16 protein-coding genes are annotated in these 19,704 nt (G+C 65.3%); 7 read left to right on the top strand and 9 right to left on the bottom strand.

From position 1 onward, the window contains the following. The first annotated feature begins 54 nt into the window (after positions 1–54). Positions 55–498 carry a hypothetical protein gene (locus tag FJQ54_RS16650; protein ID WP_140929528.1) on the top strand — a complete coding sequence of 148 codons (444 nt, stop codon included), beginning with the start codon at positions 55–57 and terminating at the stop codon, positions 496–498. A 380-nt stretch (positions 499–878) separates the two neighbouring features. Here FJQ54_RS16650 and FJQ54_RS16645 read toward each other — a convergent pair whose 3' ends face one another. Beyond that, the gene (locus FJQ54_RS16645; RefSeq protein WP_140929527.1) at positions 879–1,805 is read right to left on the bottom strand and encodes an NAD(P)H-dependent flavin oxidoreductase; all 927 of its coding nucleotides are present in this window, start codon (positions 1,803–1,805) and stop codon (positions 879–881) included. A gap of 140 nt (positions 1,806–1,945) precedes the next feature. Between FJQ54_RS16645 and clpB the strand changes: the two genes are divergently transcribed. Next, positions 1,946–4,546 carry an ATP-dependent chaperone ClpB gene (clpB, locus tag FJQ54_RS16640; RefSeq protein ID WP_140929526.1) on the top strand — a complete coding sequence of 867 codons (2,601 nt, stop codon included), beginning with the start codon at positions 1,946–1,948 and terminating at the stop codon, positions 4,544–4,546. A 281-nt stretch (positions 4,547–4,827) separates the two neighbouring features. Here the strand turns inward: clpB and FJQ54_RS16635 are convergent, their stop codons facing one another. From FJQ54_RS16635 to FJQ54_RS16625, 3 genes are all read right to left on the bottom strand, one after another. After that, entirely contained in the window at positions 4,828–5,109 is a 282-nt protein-coding gene (locus FJQ54_RS16635) for a hypothetical protein (protein ID WP_235890510.1), read from the bottom strand. 153 nt (positions 5,110–5,262) lie between these two features. Next, on the bottom strand, positions 5,263–5,559 hold the full coding sequence (locus FJQ54_RS16630) for a hypothetical protein (protein ID WP_140929525.1): 297 nt from the start codon (positions 5,557–5,559) through the stop codon (positions 5,263–5,265). 48 nt (positions 5,560–5,607) lie between these two features. Further along, positions 5,608–6,903, bottom strand: a complete 1,296-nt coding sequence (locus tag FJQ54_RS16625; RefSeq protein WP_181160200.1) for an aspartyl/asparaginyl beta-hydroxylase domain-containing protein — start codon at positions 6,901–6,903, stop codon at positions 5,608–5,610. A gap of 106 nt (positions 6,904–7,009) precedes the next feature. Between FJQ54_RS16625 and FJQ54_RS16620 the strand changes: the two genes are divergently transcribed. Next, on the top strand, positions 7,010–8,032 hold the full coding sequence (locus tag FJQ54_RS16620) for a hypothetical protein (RefSeq protein ID WP_140929524.1): 1,023 nt from the start codon (positions 7,010–7,012) through the stop codon (positions 8,030–8,032). A 315-nt stretch (positions 8,033–8,347) separates the two neighbouring features. Here FJQ54_RS16620 and FJQ54_RS16615 read toward each other — a convergent pair whose 3' ends face one another. The 3 genes from FJQ54_RS16615 to xseA all read right to left on the bottom strand — a co-directional run bounded on the left by FJQ54_RS16615 (position 8,348) and on the right by xseA (position 13,441). After that, a complete protein-coding gene (locus tag FJQ54_RS16615) occupies positions 8,348–11,398 on the bottom strand; it encodes a TonB-dependent receptor domain-containing protein (protein ID WP_140929679.1) in 3,051 nt (1,016 codons plus the stop codon). Between the two features lie 367 nt (positions 11,399–11,765). After that, complete coding sequence (locus FJQ54_RS16610; protein ID WP_140929523.1) at positions 11,766–11,984, bottom strand: DUF2093 domain-containing protein; 219 nt, start codon at positions 11,982–11,984, stop codon at positions 11,766–11,768. A 26-nt stretch (positions 11,985–12,010) separates the two neighbouring features. Continuing rightward, positions 12,011–13,441, bottom strand: coding sequence for an exodeoxyribonuclease VII large subunit (gene xseA / locus FJQ54_RS16605; RefSeq protein ID WP_140929522.1), 1,431 nt, complete (start codon positions 13,439–13,441; stop codon positions 12,011–12,013). Positions 13,442–13,536: 95 nt separating this feature from the next. Between xseA and FJQ54_RS16600 the strand changes: the two genes are divergently transcribed. From FJQ54_RS16600 to FJQ54_RS16590, 3 genes are read left to right on the top strand one after another with little or no spacing between them, the layout of a single operon-like run. After that, a complete protein-coding gene (locus tag FJQ54_RS16600) occupies positions 13,537–13,959 on the top strand; it encodes a hypothetical protein (protein ID WP_140929521.1) in 423 nt (140 codons plus the stop codon). 45 nt (positions 13,960–14,004) lie between these two features. Next, a complete protein-coding gene (purD, locus tag FJQ54_RS16595) occupies positions 14,005–15,297 on the top strand; it encodes a phosphoribosylamine--glycine ligase (RefSeq protein ID WP_140929520.1) in 1,293 nt (430 codons plus the stop codon). A gap of 35 nt (positions 15,298–15,332) precedes the next feature. Next, complete coding sequence (locus tag FJQ54_RS16590; protein ID WP_140929519.1) at positions 15,333–16,415, top strand: phosphotransferase family protein; 1,083 nt, start codon at positions 15,333–15,335, stop codon at positions 16,413–16,415. A gap of 646 nt (positions 16,416–17,061) precedes the next feature. Here the strand turns inward: FJQ54_RS16590 and FJQ54_RS16585 are convergent. Beyond that, positions 17,062–17,448, bottom strand: coding sequence for a hypothetical protein (locus tag FJQ54_RS16585; RefSeq protein WP_140929518.1), 387 nt, complete (start codon positions 17,446–17,448; stop codon positions 17,062–17,064). 24 nt (positions 17,449–17,472) lie between these two features. Continuing rightward, a complete protein-coding gene (locus FJQ54_RS16580; protein WP_140929517.1) occupies positions 17,473–18,771 on the bottom strand; it encodes a hemolysin family protein in 1,299 nt (432 codons plus the stop codon). A 218-nt stretch (positions 18,772–18,989) separates the two neighbouring features. On the opposite strand from FJQ54_RS16580, the gene FJQ54_RS16575 reads away from it, so the two are divergent. Then, positions 18,990–19,682 (top strand): OmpA family protein, encoded by a 693-nt coding sequence (locus FJQ54_RS16575; RefSeq protein ID WP_235890509.1) that lies wholly within the window; start codon positions 18,990–18,992, stop codon positions 19,680–19,682. The last annotated feature ends 22 nt before the right edge of the window (positions 19,683–19,704 follow it).

Below are 19,704 nucleotides of genomic sequence, written 5' to 3'. Positions count from 1 at the left end.
GCAATCCGGGCGAGGGAACAAGCATATGCACGATCTGATCGGAAAGCTGGGCGCATGAAAACATGGTGGCGGCGGCTTCTCGCCTTTCTGATCTCCGCGCTGGTCACAACCGCACTCGTCAGCCTTGGCCACAGCCTGTTCGTGCAGGCCGCGCTGGCGGATCTGGGCACGAACCTGCCGATCCACATCCGCCTCGGCGCGATGCTGCGCGATTTCGTCGGCCTCATCCCCACGCTCGGCCCGGTGGTGCTCGGCTCGCTGCTGATCGCCTTCCTGATCGCCGGATGGCTGCGCCCGCGCGCAGGCTGGCTCGCCCCCTTCGCCTACCCGCTGGCAGGCTGGGCCGCGATCGCCCTCGCACTCGCCGCCATGCGCCTGTCGTTCGGCTTCTCCCCACTGGCAGGCGCCCGCACCCCGGCCGGGTTTCTGGTGATGAGCCTGGGCGGGCTGGTGGGCGGGCTGGTGTTCGCGTGGCTGGATCGGAAGCGGACGGCGTAGAGGTTTTCGAAGGGGCTCTGCCCCTTCACCCCGGCAGGGGCGTGACGCCGCTCGCATCCCCGACGTTTTAGCCCCTCCCCTGTCAGGGGAGGGGTTGGGGTGGGGGTTCTCGGCTTGGCGCGAGGTTAGAGATTAGTGCCTGCGGCGCTTCCCGCCGCGCTTGTTCGACGGTTGCGGATCAGGCCCAGCGTTGACACCCCCTCTCCAACTCTCCCCCTTACAGGGGGAGAGAGTTCCGTAGCGCCGCAGGCAATCAAATCTGATCACGTCCACGACGTTGGAGTTGGAGCGCGAGGCCAATGTTGGGGGTGCAGGGAAATCATTTCCCTGCTGGGTTCCAAGGGCGAAGCCCTTGGCCGCCGGAGGCAAACACCCCCAACCTACCGAGGCAACCCGGCCACCACCTCCGCATACTCCGCCATGATCTCGTCCAGAATCGCCTTCACCGGCCGCACGCTGTCGATCCGCCCGGCCACTTGCCCGGACAGTGCGATGGAGGCCTCCATATCCCCGCCAAAATAGAGGTCCAGCGCGTGGCCGAATTCGGCCATGATATTGCCCCCGGGTTCCAGCTCCAGCCGAGTGGTTTTTTCCGTGCGCAGGGCACGCAGCGCCGGGCCGCGGCCGTGGCGGTTCAGGAACACCGTGTCTGTCTCGCGCGCGGCAACGATGGCGTTTTTCCAGTTCGCGTGCACGGGGCTTTCCTCGGCGCTCACCATGCGGGTGCCCAGCTGGATCGCGTCCGCACCCAGTGCGAAGGCGGCGGCCATTGTCCGCCCGCACAACATTCCGCCTGCCGCGACGATGGGCTTATCCGTGATGCTGCGCACCAGCGGCAGCAGCACGAAGGATGAGACATCGCGGCCGTTCTTGAAGCCGCCGCCCTCGCCGCCTTCCACCACCAGCCCGTCCACGCCTGCCTCCAGCGCCTTCAGCGCGCCTGCGAGGTTGGGCACCACATGGAACACCGTCAGCCCGGCGGCCTTCAGCTCGCCGCAGAAGCGGTTTGGGTCCCCGGCGGAGGTGGTCACGAAGCGCACGCCTTCGCCGATGATGAATTTCACGATATCCGGGTCGCGCACAAATGCCTGCGCCACATTCACGCCGAAGGGCTTGTCCGTCAGCTGCCGCATTTTGGCGATTTCGCCGCGGATGGCGTCCAGCTCGCCGGAACTGGTCTCGATGATCCCCAGCCCGCCCGCGTTGGACACGGCAGAGGCCAGCTGGCTCCGCGCGATCCACCCCATCGGTGCCTGAATGATCGGCCGATCGATGCCCAGCATCGCGCACAGACGGTTGCCCTTCATCGCCTCACTCCCCATTTTTATGCTGGGCGGCAGCCAAGCATCGCGCGGCGGGGGAAACCAGCTGTCGATTCTTGTGGCAGACCTGTTGTGTGGCAAAAATACAACACTACATTGGTCGGGAAAAGGAGTTTCCAGCGGGCATGAACATCGAGAAATTCACCGACCGGGCCAAGGGTTTCCTGCAAGCGGCCCAGACCATCGCGCTGCGCGAACAGCATCAGCGCGTGACCACGGGGCATTTGCTGAAGGCCCTGCTGGATGATGATCAGGGCATGGCGACCGGGCTGATTCAGGCCGCTGGCGGAGACGCGAAGCGCGCCCGCGTCGCGGTGGACACGGCGGTTTCGAAGCTGCCGAAGGTGTCCGGCAGCGGGGCGCAGATGCAATGGGATCAGGATGTCGCGCGCCTGCTGGATCAGGCCGAGCAGATCGCCAGCAAGGCGGGCGACAGCTTCGTCACCGTGGAACGGCTGCTGCTGGCGCTGGCGCTCGCGCCCGACACAGAGGCGGGCAAGGCGCTGAAAGAGGCGGGCGTGACGGCGCAGGGCCTGAACGCCGCCATCGAGCAGCTGCGCAAGGGCCGCGCTGCGCACTCCGCGTCGGCGGAGGAAAGCTATGACGCGCTGAAGAAATATGGCCGCGATCTCACGCAGGTCGCGCGCGACGGCAAGCTGGACCCGGTGATCGGCCGCGACGAGGAAATCCGCCGCACGATTCAGGTGCTGGCGCGCCGCTCCAAGAACAACCCCGTGCTGATCGGCGAACCCGGCGTCGGCAAAACCGCCATCGCCGAAGGCCTCGCCCTGCGCATCGCCAAGGGCGACGTGCCGGATGGCCTGAAAGACAAGACACTGTTCGCGCTGGACATGGGCGCGCTGATCGCGGGCGCGAAATATCGCGGCGAGTTCGAAGAGCGGCTGAAGGCCGTGATCGACGAAGTGAAGGCCGCCGAGGGGCAGGTGATCCTGTTCATCGACGAGATGCACACGCTGGTGGGCGCGGGCAAATCCGAAGGCTCGATGGACGCCTCCAACCTGCTGAAGCCCGCGCTCAGCCGGGGCGAAGTGCATGTGATCGGCGCGACCACGCTGGATGAATATCGCAAGCATGTGGAGAAGGACGCGGCACTTGAGCGCCGCTTCCAGCCCGTGTTCGTGGGCGAGCCGACGGTGGAAGATACCATCTCCATCCTGCGCGGCCTGAAGGAAAAATATGAGCTCCATCATGGGGTTCGCATCACCGACAGCGCGCTGGTTTCCGCCGCGACGCTCTCCAATCGCTATATTTCCGATCGCTTCCTGCCCGATAAGGCCATCGACCTGATGGACGAGGCCGCCTCGCGGCTGCGCATGGAGGTGGAATCCAAGCCCGAGGAAATCGAGGCGCTGGATCGCCGCATCATCCAGCTGAAAATCGAGCGTGAAGCGCTGACGAAAGAGAAGGACGACGCCTCGCGCGGCCGCCTCGCCACGCTGGAAGCCGAACTGGCGGACCTTGAACTGGAAGCCGGCAACCTCACCGCCCGCTGGGAGGGCGAGAAGGAGAAGCTCTCCAACGCCACCAAGATCAAGGAGGCGCTGGATCAGGCCCGTTTCGAAGTGGAGCAGGCGCAGCGGCAGGGCAATTTCGCCCGCGCCGGAGAGCTGACCTATGGCGTGATCCCCGATCTGGAAGCGAAGCTGGCGGACGCCGAAAAGGCCTCCGAATCCGCCATGGTGCGTGAGGAAGTGACGAGCGAGGACATCGCCGCCGTCGTCTCCCGCTGGACGGGCATCCCCGTCACGCGAATGATGGAGGGCGAGCGCGAGAAGCTGCTGAACATGGAAGCCGAACTCGGCAAGCGGGTGATCGGGCAGGATGATGCGGTGAAGGCGGTTTCCAAGGCCGTCCGCCGCGCCCGCGCCGGGTTGCAGGATCCCAACCGGCCGCTCGGCAGCTTCCTGTTCCTGGGGCCGACGGGCGTCGGTAAGACGGAACTCACCAAGGCGCTGGCCGATTTCCTGTTCGATTCATCCGATGCGATGGTCCGCATCGACATGTCCGAATTCATGGAAAAACACTCGGTCGCCCGCCTGATCGGCGCGCCTCCGGGCTATGTCGGCTATGACGAAGGCGGTGTCCTCACCGAAGCCGTCCGCCGCCGCCCCTATCAGGTGGTGCTGTTCGACGAGGTGGAGAAAGCGCACAGCGATGTCTTCAACATCCTGCTGCAAGTGCTGGATGACGGCCGCCTGACGGATGGTCAGGGCCGCACCGTCGATTTCTCCAACACGCTGATCATCCTCACCTCGAACCTCGGCAGCCAGTTCATCGCCGCCCTGCCCGATGGCGCGGATGTGAAACAGGCGGAGGCGCAAGTGATGGACGTGGTGCGCGGGCATTTCCGCCCCGAGTTCCTGAACCGGCTGGATGAAATCATCCTGTTCCACCGCCTCGCCCTGCAACATATGGGCGCGATCGTGGACATTCAGCTGAACCATGTGCGCAAGCTGCTGAAAGACAGGAAGATTTCCCTCGTCCTCAGCGAAGGCGCGCAAAGCTGGCTGGCCCGCGTCGGCTATGACCCGGTCTATGGTGCCCGGCCGCTGAAACGGGCGATCCAGAAGCATCTGGTCGACCCGCTGGCCGAACTGCTGCTGGCAGGCGACGTGCCGGATGGCGCAACCGTCACCGTGACAGACGGAGACGGCCAGCTACAACTGGCTGTCTCCACCGAAGCCGGGGTTCAGGCAGCCGCCTGAACCCCACGCGGGGCGCGGGGCCTTGGGCTCTGCGCCCTGTTGCGTTGCCAGTAAAAAGAAAGAACCAAGGGCTCTGCCCTTGGAACCCGGCAGGGAAGTGATTTCCCTGCACCCTCAAAATTGGCGGAGCGCTGCAACTCCCACGTCGTGGACGTAACGAGATTCGATTGCCTGCGGCGCTACGAGGCGCTCTCCCCCTGCAAGGGGGAGAGATGGAGAGGGGGGTGTCAACGCCGGGTCAAACCCGCCAACATCCCCACCCCTACAACCCTCACCCGGGCTTACTGCCCGTTGGTCCCGGTGCGATTCCGCCCGATCAGATCACCGGCGTTCTTCTGCGCATCTTCGCTGGCGCGCGCCCATTCGGCGTTGGTCCGGCAAATACGCTCTTTCTTCACCAGCGAACCCGTCACCTGAATCTTGCGGCAACGAACATAGTTGGGATCCTTCGGATCCAGCTTTTCCGCGCCGGTTTCCGTCGAGGGCGCCGCGTGCAGCGGCGCGACGGGGGCAAAGGCAACGCCGGCGGCCAACAGCACGGCGGCAGTCAGAACAGTCCGCATTCAAACCTCCAGAACAGGATCGGCAACACGGACGGTGCGCCGAACACACCGAGTCCATGGCCACATGTTGCACATGCTAACAGAGTCTCGCCGATTTAGCGACTCGCCGCAATGCCATTTGCGTTCAGCCGCAGCCAAAGCCCGTCGGCGCGATCAACAATAAATGCCGCTGCCATAACAATCCTTGCGGCTGTTGCGCGCCTGTGTCGCCATGTCGTCGGTCTGGCCGCGCGCCTCTTCAAGGTCCCGCTGCCAGTCCCGGTTGGATTTGCAGATGCGCTTCTTCTGGAATGTTGAGCCGGGCACCGGCATTTTCCGGCAGCGCACGAAATCGGGATGCCGTGGATCCAGATCGCCATTGTCCACAGCCTGATCCGCCTTCTGGGCGGCGGCCGGAAGCGCAGGCAACGCCAGCAGGGGCAACAGAGACAGGATAATCAGCGCACGCATCAACATCTCCACACAACAAGCCCCGCCAAAAGGGGGCCTCCGTGTCTATCAGCCTCCGCGCGACATGCCAGCCGGATTGTGCCCGCCCGCATCCGCAGCCGCGAAGAACTGCACCAGCAGCTTTTGCTCCTCCTCGCTCAGATGCGGGTTCCACACGTCGAAGATCAGCACCACGCGCAACTCATCGCCGTCGTTCCACGCTTCGTGTTCGATGGTGTCGTCGAACGCGAAGGCCTCTCCTTCGCGCCACTGCCGTGTTTCGCCGCCCACCCGGAAACCGCAATCACCCGGCACGATCAGCGGCAGGTGAATGATGGCGCGCGTGTTTGTCACTCCGGTGTGCGGCGGAATTCGCGTTCGCGGCTTCAGCAGAGAGAAGAAGGCGCTTGGTGCCCGGCCCGGAATATGATTGCGCGGCAACGCCGCCAACGCCCGCGCCGTTTCCGGGCAGGCATCCAGAACCGGCTGATTGGGCGCGCCATACTCCCACAGGAAACACGCCCCCCAGTCCAGCCGATTGTCCAGCGGGCTCCACTTGTTCGCAGGCGTTCCCGCCTCCTGCCGCACATAAGGCCGGATCGCGTCGGACATTCCGGCCGCCAGCGCGCGGAACTCCGCGCGGATCACATCGGTGCGGGATTCCAGTTCGGCCATCCATGGAAACAGCCGTCGCTCGAAAAATTCATCTGCAGGCAGAAAGGGATAGTGCAGCCCTGAACATTCGTTCGCAAAGATGCGCCGCCGCCCCAGCATCGCATCCACACAGGCCCCGAACCGCCTGCTGCTGGTCTTATCCACCCCGGCCCGCGCCTGCGCCAGCCCCGCCTCCAGCTTCTCCGCGAAATCGGCATTCTGCGCCTGAACAAAGCGCCGCCCGGCCTCGATCCGCGCGATCAGCGGTTCGGGCAGATCGTCTGCCATGGGCGCCATCGCCAGCACATTGTGCCAATGCTCGGCAGCGGCGGGCAGATTGCCATCATTCTCATACCAGTCGGCCAGCCGGATTTGCGCCATCAGGTGCCGCTGATCCACCGCGATCGCTGCCTTCAGGGCCTCCAGTTCGCCCGTCTTATCGCCTTGCCCATGCCGGGCGGCGGCCAGATTCATCAGCAACGGCTGCTGCCCCGGGTCCGCCGTGAGCGCATGTTCGAACAATTGCGCGGCCAGATCGAACTCGCCGTCGGCCAACGCCCGCAGCCCGCGCGCGTTGCACACCACCGGATGCGCCCCGTCCAACCGCATGGCCTCCGTCAGCAACGCCAGTTCCTGCGCTCGATCCCCCGCCTGTCGCGCCGCCATCGCGCCGCGCAACAGCTGGTCCAGGTTTCTCGCGTTCGACGCCATCCCACATCATCCTGCGGCCAGATTGAACGATTGTCCTAGGCCCCGCCCATGGGCGGCACAAGAAGGGCGATTGCGCTCATCCGTCGCACCATGCCATCAGCCCGGTATGGCCGAAGCAGACAATCCGTCGCGAAATCCCGAATGGCTCGCCCACCGCTATGATGCTGTCGGCGATCGCTTCCAGTTCGTGCGCGTTCCCCGCGAACAACATCGCGCCATCCCCTTCCTGACAGACGAAAATCTGCCCGCCGCGAAATCGCCGTTCGTACTGGGCCGAGCCGCTGCACTTGCTGCCGCCATACCACCCGCCCCGCTGCGCTATATCTTCCATTCCGCCTTCTGCTGCTCCACCTTGCTGGTGCGCGCGCTGGATCGCGAGGGTGTTGCCATGGGGCTCAGCGAACCTGTGCTGCTAAATGACATCGTCGGCTGGCGACATCGCGGCCCTGTCGAGGGTGCGCGGGTCGCCATGGTGCTGGATCAGGGGCTGAACCTGCTGGCGCGGCCGTGGCAACCGGGCGAAGCCGTTGTGATCAAGCCGTCCAACCTCGTCAATCCGCTCGCGCCGGCAATGCTGGGTATGCGTCCGGAGACGCGGGCGCTGCTGCTGCACGCGCCGCTGGAGGATTTCCTTGGCTCCATAGCTCGCAAAGGATTGTGGGGGCGTCTGTGGGTGCGCGACCTGTTCGTGAAACTGCGGCGCGAAGGGCTGCTGGAGTTCGGCTTGCAGGGCGACGAGCTGCTGAAGCTCACCGATATCCAGATCGCCGCGCTCTGCTGGCTGGGGCAACAACGCCAGTTCGCCGCACTGGCCGGCCAGTTCGGTGATCGCATCCGCACGCTCGACAGCGAACAGTTGATGGCCCGCCCGGCCGATGCGCTGGCCGCGTTGGCCGCCCATTTCACACTGGCGCTGTCTGCCGCGCAGATCGACGAGATCGTCGGCGGCCCCGCCTTTACCCGCAACAGCAAGACGGGCGGCAGCTTCACCGCAGACGATCGCCGCGCAGACCGCGAACTCGGCCTGAAAACCCATGCCGACGAAGTGCAAAAGGTTGGCATCTGGGCCGCTGAACTCGCCCGCACACATGCAATCGCGCTGGAACTCCCCGCCCCCCTGCTCGGCTGAACGCTCAAGAGGTCGGCGTCGGAAGGCCCTGCCGCGCCCACCGGTCACGCTTGCTCCGTCCGGAGAAGCCCCTGACACAGCGATCCCGGCAGGTCCGGCTGGTTAAAAAAGCCGCTCCGCCGATCCCTGATCGAAATCCCGCCTGAACTGCTGCAGAATCCGGTTGGATCCTATTGATCGAAGATCATTTCGCCCGGTGGGTTCCACATTACCCCGGCCACAGCGGTTACCTTACGCAGCCGCGTAAAGCTCCGAATGCAGAAAGGGGCGGTCCTTTCGGACCGCCCCTCGCTGTGTCTTCGGTGTCCGAGCCGCTTAGAAGCGGATGCGGGCGCCCACGTTGAAGCGACGGCCCAGAGCGTCGTAGGTCGACGGATAGACGTTGCCGCTGTTGAACGAGGTGGAACCGATCGAGTTCCCGACCACCTTCGGCTGCTTGTCGAAGAGGTTGGAGATCGCGAAGGTGAACGTGAAGGTCTCGCTCGCCTGGAACCGCGCCGACAGGTCGAAGATGTTGTAGGCCGGGATGTGGTTGAAGTCCACTTCCTGCCCAGCAAGGTTGCCGCCGGTCAGCGTGCCAGAATAGGCTTCCGTGTTCACGTCGCCTGCACCTTCGTAGGTCACGCTCGACAGGTGACGCCACAGGAACGAGATGTCGAAGTCGCTGATCGTGAAGGTGTTCCGCACCGACCAGGACCAATCCGGCTGGATCGAACCGCAGCTCGTGCCGAACTTGCCCACGCAATCGATAGACGACGATGTCGGCGTTGCCTGGAAGACGGACTTGCCCGTCCAGTTGCCGGTCAGCGCGATCTTCCAGCCCACGGCACCGAAATCGGTGCCATAGTTCAGCGTGAAGTCGACACCGTCCGTCTCAAGACGGCCGAGGTTCGAATAGGGCAGGAACAGGCCCCCAACCTCAGCCGAGTCACCCGAGAGCGAACCGGTGGCGTCCGAACGGCGGATGCTGGTGCAGGCCTCGGTGAGGTGAGCACCAGCTGCCGGGGTCGAACCCGTGCCGAAGCAGGCTTCGATCGCGTCGTTCGGCGTCGGGAAGGTGATCGCGTCGGTCACTACGATATTATAGTAATCCACGGTCAGGCTGAGGCCCGGCGCGAACTGCGGCACGAACACTGCGCCCAGCGTCCAGGAGGTCGACTTTTCCGGCTTCAGAGCTGCGTTGCCGGCAAAGGTCGCGTTGGCCTGACCAGCAGTCGGAACCGAGATGGCACCGATCGAAGTGGTGGGAGCACCTTGCGCAAGGCAGATCGCCAGCAATTCACCCGTCGGGGTCGGACGGCCCAGCGAGTCGCCATTGTCCTTCAGGCTGGCGCACGGATCGTCGGACAGGTTCGTCAGGCCCGTGTTCACCGGCGAGAACAGCTCGGCGATGTTCGGGGCACGCATGGCCTTGGCGTAGTTACCGCGGACCTTCAGGCCGAAGCCCGGAGACCAGCTGCCGCCCACCTTCCAGGTCCAGGTGTCGAACGTCGGGTTCGTCGGCGCATCCACCGTGTAGCTGGAATAGCGCACACCACCTTCGAAGGTGAGGTCTTCCATGAACGGCTTGTCCTGCACCAGCGGCGCAATGACTTCACCGAACAGTTCATAGACGTTGAAGCCGCCCGAAATGTTCGGAGCCGCACCACCGGCACCACCCAGATCGCCCGATTGCGACAGCAGGTCGGACTTTTGGGTGGCCGAGTAGCTGCGCCATTCAGCGCCGACCGCAAAGGCGAGCGCGTCGGACGCGAGCGGGCTGCCGACGCCGAAGTCACCCGAGATGCTACCCTTGGCTTGCGCCAGGGTGAAGCGGTTGCTGGTGGTGGACGCTTCGTTCAGGAAGTCATTCATCGCCGGGGTGATGGAACCGGTCGCGCCGAACAGGTTCAGCGGAACGCAGCCGTTCGACGTGTCGAAGCAGCCCGCGGCGTTCGCAAGCATCGACTGGCGAACGCGCGAGTTCAGCCAGTAGCCATCGGCCGTGGAAACGTTGTCGGATTCGCCGTAGCTGCCCGACACATCATAATCGATCGTGCTGGTGATCGCACCACGCAGACCCGCCTGATAGTCGAAGAAGGTCGTGTCATAGGTGGAAATCCGCGGACCACCTTCAACGTTCCGACGCGAAACCACCGCACTCACGCTGCGATAGTCTGCATCGCCCGGCTTCAGGTTCGGATTGGCAGCCGCTGCACACTCGGCGGCCGTAAAGCGCGGGGTGTAACCAACACCAGAATTGATATCGACGTTACAGAAAGCGTTGCGCTGAGCGGTCGTCAGGAACGGGTTATTCAGCGGGACGACGACGGACAAACCGAACGCACCCGACGGGGCGATGATTGTCTGCACCTTGTTCTTCGAGAAGATCGCACGGGTGTAGAATTCCAGATTCTCGTTCACTTCATAGCGGCCGGCCGCATAGATGTTGAAGCGCTTGAACGGCGTCTGGAACACGTTGTACGGGTTGAAGTTGAACGCATCATAGGCCGTGCCCGGGCGGAACGCCGTGCCGTCGGCAGTGATTTGACGCTGACCACCCTGCGGGTTGACGCAGTTCGGCGCGCCCGGGATCACCGGAAGGTTCGGGTCGCTCGGAACGTTGCAGATCTGAGCGCCTTCAAGCGGGTTCTGGATCAGGTTCCCGGCGGTCGGGTTGATGTTGGACCAACGCGACGGGTTGGACGTGCCCGAACCACCGGCAGACCCGAAGAAGCTGTCATAGGAATAACGCGAGAAGTCGCGGTCGGCCTGCAGAACCTGATCGGATTCCTGATAGCCGACGCTCAGGGTCACGTTGCCGCGGCCATCGTCGAAGCTGGCGCCCGTGGTGAGGTCGAGGTTCAGCGTCTGGCCGTCGCCCTTTTGCGTCAGGCCGTAGTTGGCATTCAGCTCCACGCCGGTGAAGTCGCGGCGGGTGATGAAGTTCACCACGCCCGAAACGGCGTCGGCACCGTAGGTGGTCGAAGCGCCACCCGTCAGCACGTCCACGCGCTCGATGAGAGCCAGCGGGATGTTGTTAAGGTCGAAACGGCCATTCAGTTCGGCCGGCACCAGGCGCTGACCGTCGAGCAGAACGATGTTCCGGTTGGAACCCAGGCCGCGCAGGTTGACGAACGACGCACCGCCGTTGCCATTGTTCACGGCCGAACCGATGGACGGAACGATGCCGGGGATGTCGCGCAGAACCTGCTCGGCGTTCGTCACCTGCTTCAGGTTGATTTCGTCAGCCGACGTCACGGTCACCGGGGTGGCGCGATCGAGGTTCGGGTTCTTGATGAGCGAACCCGTCACCACGATGGTTTCGGTGTCGGCCGTTTCGGCCGCCGCAGTGGACTGTGCAAAAGCTGCCGGGCCAGCGAGCATCGCGATGCCGACAGCAGCCGAAGCGACCGAGCCCTTAAGGGCGGCGCGCTTGTGCCAGAGAATTTGGGTCACGTATGTCAGTCCTTCCTTTGAAGCATTCCAGGCGGCTCGGCGCAAACGCCGGTTATCCCTCCACCTGGAAACGCCTTGCTTTGTTCCGGATCGTTCACACGCGCTTCAGGGGACAAACCCTAAAAGAATGTGGAATCCGACCGTCGGCCTTTTGGCTTGATCGGAGGTTTCACCAAAAAGCCATCATGCTGTAAAGCAGCATAGAGGGTTCGCCCGATAGTTGCGCGCGCCTGTTGCCAAAGCGCCACAGTGGCGAAATGCGGCGGCGAATCCCCGCCTACACAGGGCCTATCGCTCAGATCAGCCCCTTTTCCCGCGCTTCGGCATAGCGCACCGCCGCCAGCTCGGCAGAGGCATAGGCCTCCTGCAGAACATGGCTCCAATAGCGCAGTTGAGACAGCGGGATCTTCTGCCCGGAAACCGCGCACAGCACATGGTCTCCGTCAGAGATGATCTTGAAACTCCCTGAAAGATAACGAATTTTCGCGGGCCGTCCGGCAGAGAAGTTCAACATGTGCGTCATCCTTCAGAATTCGGAATTCAAAACAGATCACCCTGAGAGTCGCCGGGCGTCCCACCGGATGCTCGCGGGGTGGCAGGCCTCGGTTTCACCGCCGGCCCTGCGTCCGGGCCAGACAGTGGACGCGCGGCCACATCTCCGTCTGCAAACAGGATACGAAGCTCGGCCGCGCCCGCCGCAACCGCAGCATTGCGCGCCAGCGAGCCATCCGGCAACCGCACCATCGTAAAGCCCCGCGCCAGCACCGCCTGTGGAGACAGGCTCTCCGCCAGCCGGAAACCAGAGGCCAGCGCCGCCCGCGCCGCCGCCAGCCGTGCCCTCAGCAGCGCCGGGTTCGGCGTCACCCGGGGCGACTCCAGCCGCGCCCGCTCGCGCGCGGCCTCCTGTGTTAGTAGCCGCACGGAAAGCCGCCCGCCCACCGCTTCGAATCGCGTGCGCAGCAACCGCACCCGCCCCTTCAACGCGCGCGGCAACCGCTCGCCTGCGTCATCCAGCCGCTGCCGCGCCATCCCGGCGATCGCCGCCGGGCGCGGCAGCCGCGCCGCCAGCGCGCCCAGCCGCTCGGCCCGCAACAGCCGCGCCCGCCGCTCCGCCCGCTGCGCCCTTAGCCCCAGATCGGCCAGCGTCTCGAGCAAATCCGCCCGCACCGGCACCGCCAGTTCCGCTGCCGCCGTCGGCGTCGGCGCGCGCAACGCAGAGGCGTAATCGATCAGCGTGGTGTCCGTTTCATGGCCCACCGCCGAAATCAGCGGAATCGCGCTGGCCGCCGCCGCCCGCACCACCGCCTCCTCGTTGAAGGCCATCAGATCCTCGATGGAGCCACCCCCGCGCGCCACGATCAGCAGATCCGGCCGCTGCCCCTGCGGCATGGCGTTGAACCCCCGGATCGCCGCCGCGATCCGCGCCGCCGCGCCATCGCCCTGCACCGGCACCGGCCACAAAGTCACCCGGCGCGGGAAGCGGTCATGCAGGCGATGCAATATATCCCGGATCACCGCCCCCTGCGGAGACGTCACCACGCCGATATGCGCGGGCAGGAACGGCCGTGGCGGCTTGGCGGCGCGATCGAACAGCCCCTCGGCCTCCAGCCGCCGCCGCCGCTCCTCGATCTGCTTCAGCAGCGCGCCGACGCCCGCCACCTCCATCCGCTCGACGATCAGCTGATAGCGCGAGGATTTGCCATAGGTGGACAATTTCCCCGTCGCGATCACCTCCAGCCCGTCTTCCCCGCGAAAGCCCAGCCGCTGATAATTGCCCTTCCACATCACCCCCGCCAGCACGGCGTCGGCATCTTTCAGGTCGAAATAGGCATGGCCCGATCCATAGACCTTGAAGCCCGAAAGTTCGCCGCGCACGCGCACCAGCCCGAACCGGTCCTCCAGCGTGCGCCGCACGCTGTGCGCCAGTTCAGACACGGAGAATTCGGGAATGTTTGGGGCTGCCGATGCCATGCGGCCCGACATAAACCCGCAAGCGCGCCACTTCAAACCCGCCGCGCGTTTTGCTAGGCCATGGCCTGAACTTACAGGGGCCGGAAACCCGAAGCATGTCGCGCAGCACCGTCACCACAAGCCTGATCGTGGCGACCCTTCTCGCGCTGGCGGGCGCGGCGCTCGCCCTGATGCCGGGTGGCCGCAACCGCGCCGCCACGGCAGAGGTCATCCCCGCATCCCAAGGCGGCCCCGGCGCCAGCAACGATGGCCGCAACCGCGCCGTCTCCGTCATCAATGAAACCGATCGCCCGATCTGGCGCATCAAGGCCACCCGCAAGGGGGCGCGCTATTTCGGCCGCCACGATTGGCTCGGCAAGGCCGCCATCGCGCCGGGCCAGTCGGCCATGGTCAATTTCGATGACGGCTCATCCGCCTGCCTGTTCGACATGCGCTTCCAGTTCGCCAGCGGCGAGCCGCTGATCCGCATGGGCGTGGACGTGTGCCGCATCAGCGAACTGCGCATCGCCGCCGATTGAACGCGCCGCTTCCATCGCGCGCCTGCAACGCCTAAGCCGCCCGCCATGTCCATCTCAACAGCCTTCCCCATCCTTCTCCTCGGCAGCGGCGGCCGCGAACATGCCCTCGCCCTGAAGCTCGCCGCCTCGCCGCTCTGCGCCCGCCTGTTCGTGGCCCCCGGCAACCCCGGCATGGCAGGCGTCGCCACCCCTCTCCCGGCGCTGGACATCCTCGATCCCGCCGCCGTCACCGCCTTTGCACGGGCTGAACGGATCGGCCTCGTCGTGATCGGCCCGGAGGCACCACTGGCCGCTGGCGTGGCGGATGCCCTGCGCGCCGCGCAGATCCCGGTGTTCGGCCCCAGTGCAGATGCCGCCCGCCTCGAAGCCTCCAAGGCCTTCACCAAGCAATTGTGTGACGACGCGCAGATTCCCACCGCCCGCTATCGCCGCTTCGACGCGCTGGAACCGGCGCTGGCCTATGCCGCCGCACACCCGCTGCCCGTGGTGGTGAAGGCCGATGGGCTGGCGGCCGGCAAGGGCGTCACCGTCGCCGCCACCCACGCCGAAGCCGAATCCGCGCTGCGCGATCTCTTTGTTTCACCCGGTGCGGAAGTGGTGATCGAACAATGCCTCGTCGGCGAAGAAGTCAGCTTCTTCGTCCTCGCCGATGGCACAACCGCCCTGCCCCTGCTCGCCGCACAGGATCACAAGCGCGTGGGTGACGGAGACACCGGCCCCAACACCGGCGGCATGGGGGCCTATGCCCCGGCGCGTGTCTTCACAGCCGAGCTTCAGGCCCGCACCATGGCCGAGATCATCGAGCCGACGCTCGCCACCATGGCTGCGCGCGGCACCCCCTTCACCGGCGTGCTGTTCGCCGGGCTGATGCTCACGGACAGCGGCCCCAGCCTCATCGAATATAATGTCCGCTTCGGCGATCCCGAATGCCAGGTGCTGATGGCGCTGCTGGACAGCGACCTCGCGGACCTGCTGCTGGCCGCCGCCAACGGCGAACTCGCAGGGCACACCGCCCGCTGGAAGCCCGCCGCCGCCGCCGTGATCGTGGTGGCCGCCAAAGGCTATCCCGGCACTCCGGCCAAGGGCGGCCCTATCGGCAACCTCGAAGCCGCCGAAGCCACAGGCGCGCGCGTGCTGCACGCCGGCACCGCGCTGGATGCCCAAGGCCAGTTGATCAGCAGCGGCGGCCGGGTGCTGGGCGTCACCGCCAGCGGCCCTACCGTCGCACAGGCCGTCGCCACGGCTTACGCTGCCGTCGAAAAGATCAGCTTTGCCGATGGCTTCTTCCGCCGCGATATCGGCTGGCGCGAAATCGCCCGCGAACGGGCAGACGGCTGACGTCCCTATCAGCCGCCACAAGGAAGGATCACAGGATGGCCAGCCGGCAGGAACAATTTTCGGGCACCGCAGAGGTGCGCGAGGCCCATCGCTTCGATGAAGCCGCGCTCGACGCTTGGATGCAGGCCAATGTGCGCGATTACGCCGGGCCGCTGGAAGTCCGCCAGTTCAAGGGCGGCCAGTCCAACCCCACCTACAAGCTGATCACCCCCAAACGTGCCTATGTGCTGCGCCGCAAGCCGCCCGGCACCCTGCTGAAATCCGCCCATGCGGTGGATCGCGAATATAAGGTGATCACCGCCCTGTTCGCACAGGGCTTCCCCGTCGCCGAAACCTTCGGCCTGTGCACCGACGAATCGGTGATCGGCACATGGTTCTATGTGATGGATTGCGTGGAAGGCCGCGTCATCTGGGACGGCACCTTCCCCGACGTCCCCACCGCAGACCGCCGCCGCTATTTCGAAGCGATGAACGAAACCATCGCCCATCTGCACACGATCGATCCGGTCGCCGCGGGCCTCGGCGATTTCGGCAAACCCGGCAATTATTTCGCCCGCCAGATCGGCCGCTGGTCACAGCAATATCTGGATGACGAAGCCGCAGGCCGGGTGCCGGAAATGGACAAGCTCGTCGAATGGCTCCCCGCCAACATCCCCCCCGGGGATGAAGTGGCCATCGTCCATGGCGATTACCGCTGCGACAATATGATCTTCCACCCGACGGAGCCGAAAGTGCTCGCCGTGCTCGATTGGGAACTCAGCACGCTCGGCCACCCGCTAGCGGACTTTTCCTACCATCTGATGATGTACCGCATGCCCCCCACCGGCACCGTCGGCCTGACAGACGTGAACCTCGCCGAGATGAACATCCCCACCGAACAGGAGTATGTGGAGATGTACTGCCGCCGTACCGGGCATGACGTGGCGATGGTCAACGCCAACATGGACTTCTACGTCGCCTACAACATGTTCCGCCTCGCCGCGATCGTCCACGGCATCCGCGGCCGCGTGGTGCGCGGAACCGCCGCCAGCGCCCACGCCAAGGCGATGTCCGCCACGGTGGAGCCGCTGGCCAAACTGGCATGGGAACAGGCGCAGAAGGCGGGCGCGAAGGGCTGACGCGCGCGCCAGCGAAAGCCGGAGCGGCTTCTCTGCTCAGAGGTCAGAGTTGAGGAGGCTCTGCCCCCTCAAACTCCCCCGGCAGGGGAATGATTCCCCTGCACCCCCTTAGTTTTCCTTAGCCCCTCCTCCTTTAGGGGAGGGGTTGGGGTGGGGGCTATCGGCTTGGCGCGAGGTTGGAGTTTAGTGCCTGCGGCGCTTTGGGCAGTATCCCACCCACCTCTCCACTCGTCGCCCCGGACTTGATCCGGGGCCCCGCTTTTCTTTGGCGATTATATCCTGTGCAAACCGACGTCGCTTGGCCGCCCCTCTTCCGCTCAGGCTGAGCTTGTCGAAGCCCCTAACGTAACAGCACAATGACCGAGCCGGTGGCGGGCATGCTCTATGGGGCTTCGACAAGCTCAGCCTGAGCGGCTGGGAGGGGGCGGGGAGGTTGGTGGGTCAGGCCCAACGTTGCGCCCCTCTCTCCACCTCTCTCCCCAACGGGGAGAGAGAGCCGCGTAGCGCCGCAGGCAATTGAAGCTGATCATGTCCACGACGCTGGAATTTCAGCGCAACGCAAATATTGAGGGTGCAGGGAAATCATTTCCCTGCCGGGTCCGGGCAGAGCCCGGCCGCCGGAGGCAAACCGCCCGCCAGCCCAACCCTACCGCTCCAACCCCCGCACCGGCTGCACCCGTTCCTCGATCACTTCGCCGTCCAGCACCTCGCCGCCGCCGCGCACGGCGGGGTCGCGTTGCAGTTCCTCGCCCAGCACGCGGGCGTTGTTCACGGCCTGGCTGCCCATCCAGGCGAACATCAGGATCAGGCCCATGCCCATCAGCCAGACGATGATCACCAGCACCTGCGCCATGCCGCCGGCCAGTGCCATGCCGTCGGCCAGCCACTGGGTGGTGGCAAGGTCGATCTGCAGCCAGCGGGTCACGTTCGTCACCACGGCGCCGCCTGCCCCGGCCAGCGCGTGCAGCAACCATGCGAACAGCGTCCACAACGCGGCGAGAACCCCGAACAGCCCCCAGACAAGTCCCTTCATCGCAACCTCTCCTACCGTCCGGCTTTAATGTGCACTCACGCGGGATACGAACAGCTTGTCGATCTTCCGCCCGTCCATGTCGACGACTTCAAAGCGCCAGCCATGGCTTTCCACCGCTTCGCCGGTTGTCGGGATGTGGCGCATTTCCGCCAGCACCAGCCCGGCGACGGTCTGGTAATCGCGTTCCTCCTCCAGCCGGAAGTCCAGCCGCTCGGCCAGTTCGTCGGCGGCGAGGCTACCCGAGACCAGCCAGCTGCCGTCCTCGCGCTGCACCAGCGCCGGGTCGGTTTCGTCGTCCATGTCGGATCGGAATTCGCCCGCAATGGCCGCCAGCAAATCGGCGGGCGTCACCACCCCTTCGAAATGGCCATATTCGTCGATCACCACGGCCATGGGCACGTCGGCGTCACGCAACGCCGCCAGCGCGGCGGTCGCTTCGGCGACATCGGGCACCACCGGGGCCTTGCGCACAAGGCCCGCCAGCCCCAGCGGCTTGCCGTCCAGCAGGGCGGCCAGCGCGTCACGCGCCTGCACCACGCCGACGATGCGGTCGATGGAGCCGTCGCCCACCAGAACCCGGCTGTGCGGGGTGGCGATCAGCCGCGCGCGCACATCGGCTTCGGGCGCGTTCAAATCCAGCCAGTCAACTTCCGGGCGAGGCGTCATCACACCGCGCACGGGGCGGTCGGCAAGGCGCATGATACCGGAAATCAGCTCGCGTTCCTTGCCTTCGATCACGCCCGCCACCTCGGCTTCCTGCACCACATGGCGCAGCTCTTCCTCTGTCACGCCATTGTCGCCCTCGCGGTCGATGCGCAGAAGCCGGAAGATCAGGCCGGTGGAGGCGTCCAGCAGAGTCACGAACGGGCTGGTCAGCCGCGTCATCATCGTCATGATCGGGGCCACCATCGCCGCGAAGCGCTCCGGCGCGCGCAGCGCCAGCTGCTTGGGCACCAGTTCCCCCACGATGAGCGAGAGATAGGTGACGACAACGATCACCAGCGCGAACCCGGCATTGTCGGAAAAGCGCGGCGGAACCCCCAGCGATTCCAGCCATGCGGCCGCAGGCCCGGCAAGGCTCGCCCCGGAATAGGCCCCGTTGGCCACGCCCACCAGCGTGATGCCGATCTGCACGGCGGACAGGAATCGGCCAGGATTTTCCTGCAATTTCAGCGCCGTGGCAGCACCGCGCACATTCGCGCGCTCCATCACGGCGAGGCGGGGCTTGCGGGCGGAGACGATTGCCAGTTCAGCACCGGCAAAGAAGCCATTCAGGGCGATCAGCGCAAGGATGATCGCGACATCGGTCCAGGGAAAGTCCATGATTGCCGCCGTTATGCCGCCTGCGGCCGATTTTCTCAAGCATGCGCGGATTTTCTCAACCATGCGCAGAAGTTGCCGCCGTAGCCGACTGTTCACTTCTGGATAGTCAGCGGAACTTTGCCGGTCTATTCAGGTTCAGCCACGGTCAAGGCGGCGGCTGCTTTCGCAGGCGGACGACCTGAACCGGCAACAGAACACAGACCACAGGAGGACGGCATATGGCCATTTCGGCGCGCAGGCAGAAGTCGCAACTGATGATCGGCGGGGCGATGGCCGCGCTGCTTCTGGTCTCGGGATGTTCCACGGATCCGGTCACCGGGCAGCAGACGCTGAACCGGGGCGGCAAGGGCGCGCTCGTCGGCGGCCTCGGCGGGGCGCTGCTGGGCGGGCTGATCGGCGGCAACACCGGCGCGCTGATCGGCGCGGGCGTCGGCTCCATCGCGGGCGGCGGCGTCGGTTCCTATATGGACAAGCAGGAACGCGAACTGCGGCAGGCAACGGCGGGCACCGAAATTCAGGTGGAACGCGAGGGCGACGAGATCAAGCTGGTGTTCCCGGATACCATCACCTTCGATTTCAACTCCTATGTCGTCCGCCCGGAAATGCGCGGCCAGCTGCAGGAAGTGGCGAAGGTGCTGAACGCCTACCCGTCCACCGTGATCGGCGTGTTCGGCCATACCGATAACGTCGGCTCGGCGGCGGCCAACCAGCGGCTTTCGGAACAACGGGCCGAAGCAGTGGTCGGCAGCCTCGAAAGCTTCGGCGTTTCCCGCGCCCGCATGCAGCCGCGCGGCTTCGGCTTCACCCAGCCGGTGGCTTCGAACGACACCCCGGAAGGCCGGGCGCAGAACCGCCGGGTTGAAATCCGGATTGTGCCGGTGAGCCAAGAACAGATGCAACAGGCGCGATAGGCGGCTGCAGCCTGGAGCCGGA

The sequence above is a fragment of the Sandaracinobacter neustonicus genome, from assembly GCF_006385875.1.
In the GTDB taxonomy this organism is placed as follows: domain Bacteria; phylum Pseudomonadota; class Alphaproteobacteria; order Sphingomonadales; family Sphingomonadaceae; genus Sandaracinobacteroides; species Sandaracinobacteroides neustonicus.
The sequence above is the reverse complement of the archived record's forward strand: the minus strand, read 5'-3'. Positions and strand labels throughout refer to the sequence as shown.